This is a genomic window from Actinomadura roseirufa (assembly GCF_900659635.1).
Classification (GTDB): Bacteria; Actinomycetota; Actinomycetes; order Streptosporangiales; family Streptosporangiaceae; genus Spirillospora; species Spirillospora roseirufa.
This window is the reverse complement of the sequence record NZ_CAACVB010000516.1, coordinates 1-2,462: the sequence shown is the minus strand read 5'-3', so window position 1 is coordinate 2,462 and position 2,462 is coordinate 1. Positions and strand designations below refer to the sequence as shown.

Sequence of the window (2,462 nt, the reverse complement as noted above, 5' to 3'; positions counted from 1 at the left end):
GGCCCGCCGCGTGCGCGAGACCGGCCATGCGGCGGACGGCGGGCAGGGCGAGGGCGGCGACGGCGAGCCCCCACACGTCCCCCGCGCGGACGCCGCTGCCGGGGGCGGCGACCTCGGCGCCGATCGCGAGCCCGCCGTACACGGCGGCCTCCTTGACGCGGCCGGACATGGCGTCGCGCCAGGCTCCGAACACCGTCGCGGGGCCCGCGTCGCGGACGAGCCGCCCGGTCACGCCGTCGAGGACGAGCGAGGCGCACAGCAGCAGCGCCCCGGCGACCATGCCCGCCCGCGTGCCGTCGGAGAACCACACGGCCGCCAGGACCGCGACGCCGAGCGAGACGCCCGAGACCGTGCCGGGCGTCAGTCCCCACCGGACGGCCCCGCGCGCCAGGCCCGGCGAACAGACGCCGACCGCGTACGCGGCGACGAGACCGCCGTCGTGTCCGAGGCGGCGCCCGGGGCGGCGCGGGGGATCACGCGGGAAGTCGCGCGGGAAGTCGCGCGGGAAGTCGCGCGGGAAGTCGCGCGGGAGGTCGTCCATGGCGTCGGCCGCCTTCCGAAGCGTACGGATCATCACACGCCGGTCCGGTACGTTGGGCGGACCGGGCCGGGCCGGCGGAGCGCCCGCCGTCACCGGCGACGATGCCCGGCCGTGGCCCCGCCGTGCCGGCGCGGCCGGCGCCCAGCGTAGTAGCTTGATGACCCTGAGTCGTGAAGAACGAGGAGAGATGGCGACGCGGACGGTTGCGGTGGTGCTCGCGGGCGGCGTCGGCGAGCGCGTGGGCGCCGGGCGCCCCAAGCAGCTCATCGAGGTGGGCGGGCGCACGATCCTCGGGCACGCCGTCGCGGCGTTCGACGGGCATCCCGCGGTCGGCGAGGTCGTGGTCGTGATGGCGGCCGGGCACCTGCCCGAGGCCACCGCGGTCACCGCGCCGTTCGCGCGGGTGACGGCCGTGGTCGAGGGCGGGGCGACGCGCACCGCGTCCACCGTCGCGGCGTTGCGCGCGCTGGAGGGGTGCCCCGACGAGGCGCGGGTCCTGTTCCACGACGCGGCCCGCCCGTTCGTGGACGCCGGGATCATCGACCGGGTCCTCGCCGCGCTCGACGGGCACGAGGCCGTCGCGGTCGGCGTGCCCGCCTCGGACACGATGGTGGTCGTCGAGGACGGGCTGGTCGTCTCGATGCCGCCGCGCGAGACGATGCTGCGGTTCCAGACCCCGCAGGGCTTCCGGCTCGGTACCCTCCGCAAGGCCTACGAGCTGGCCCTCGCCGACCCGGCGCTGCGCGCCACCGACGACTGCGGGATCGTGCACCGCTACCTGCCGGACGTCCCGATCCGGGTCGTGGCGGGCGACGAGCGCAACCTCAAGGTGACGCAGCCGCTGGACGTCGTCGTCGCCGAGCACCTCGCCCGCCGTCCCGCCCCCGGCGAGGCCCCGTGATCTTCGAGCGTCCGCCCGCCGTCATCGGGCACCGCGGCCTCGGCGCCGGCGACCTGCCCGCGCCCGGCGGCGCGACGGTCGCCGAGAACACGCTGCCCTCGCTGCTCGCCGCCGTCGCGGCGGGCCTGTCCTGGGTCGAGATCGACGTGACGCGCACCGCCGACGGCGGCCTCGTGCTGCGGCACGACCCGACGACGCCCGACGGGGCGTACGTGGTGGACCAGCGCGCCGCCGCGTCCGGGCTGCCGCGCCTGGAGGAGATCTTCGAGGCGCTGCCCGCGGGCGTCGCGGTCGACGTGGACGTCAAGACGGTGCTGGAGGACGCGCTGGACGCCCCGTCCCGGCGCACCGGCGCGCTGCTGGCGCCGGTGCTGCGGCGCGAGGCGCGGCGGCGGCCCCTGCTCGTCACCTCGTTCGACCCGGCGCTGCTGCTGCACCTGCGGGAGGAGCTGCCGGGCGTGCCGCTCGGCCTGCTGACCTGGCTGCGGTTCCCGCTGTGGCACGGCGTCCCGGCGGCGGCCGGTCTCGGCCTGCAGGCCGTCGGCGTGCACACGGGCTCGTGCGGCCTCGACCATCCCGACACGCGGCTGCGCCCGCTGGAGCACTGCGTCGCCGTGGCGCACAAGGCGGGCCTGGAGGTCATCGCCTGGTGCCCCACGGCCGAGCGCGCGCCCGACTACGCCGCCGCCGGGTTCGACGCGATGGTGGTCAACGACGTCCCCGGCGTCCTGGCGAGCCTCGGCGGGGCCTGACCGGGCCCCGCCGGGCTCGGAGCGGTCCGGAGAGCGGGTTCAGGACGGGCGGTCGCGGTCGCCGCGCAGGTCGTCGCCGCCGTACATCTGCGTCCACTCCCCCACGCCCTCGCCGTCGTCATGCCCGCGCTGCGGGCCCGGCTCGGCCTTGCCCCTGTCCGACCCGAACGGAACCGCGCCCGACGGCGGACGCGGCGCTGAGGCGCCCCCGGGCGGGGCGGGCGGCGGCGCCTGGCCGCCGTACGCGCCGGGCCCGTCCGGTGGGCGG

General features: G+C 78.1%; 2 protein-coding genes and 2 pseudogenes. 2 read left to right on the top strand and 2 right to left on the bottom strand.

Annotated elements, in window-relative coordinates; genetic code table 11:
- Nucleotides 1-574, bottom strand: a pseudogene (locus E1291_RS40985) (hypothetical protein); the annotation flags it as partial.
- 154 nt (nucleotides 575-728) lie between these two features.
- On the opposite strand from E1291_RS40985, the gene ispD reads away from it, so the two are divergent.
- Both ispD and E1291_RS40975 read left to right on the top strand, forming a co-directional pair.
- On the top strand, nucleotides 729-1,442 hold the full coding sequence (ispD, locus tag E1291_RS40980) for a 2-C-methyl-D-erythritol 4-phosphate cytidylyltransferase (RefSeq protein ID WP_131743410.1): 714 nt from the start codon (nucleotides 729-731) through the stop codon (nucleotides 1,440-1,442).
- A complete protein-coding gene (locus E1291_RS40975) occupies nucleotides 1,439-2,194 on the top strand; it encodes a glycerophosphodiester phosphodiesterase (protein WP_131743409.1) in 756 nt (251 codons plus the stop codon). Before ispD ends, E1291_RS40975 begins: the two co-directional genes overlap by 4 nt.
- A 39-nt stretch (nucleotides 2,195-2,233) precedes the next feature.
- Here the strand turns inward: E1291_RS40975 and E1291_RS42970 are convergent.
- Nucleotides 2,234-2,462: pseudogene (locus tag E1291_RS42970) on the bottom strand (hypothetical protein); the annotation flags it as partial.

Coding starts and splice junctions, on each gene's coding strand:
- ispD (WP_131743410.1), top strand. CDS start 729: ATGGCGACGCGGACGGTTGCGGTGGTGCTCGCGGGCGGCGTCGGCGAG.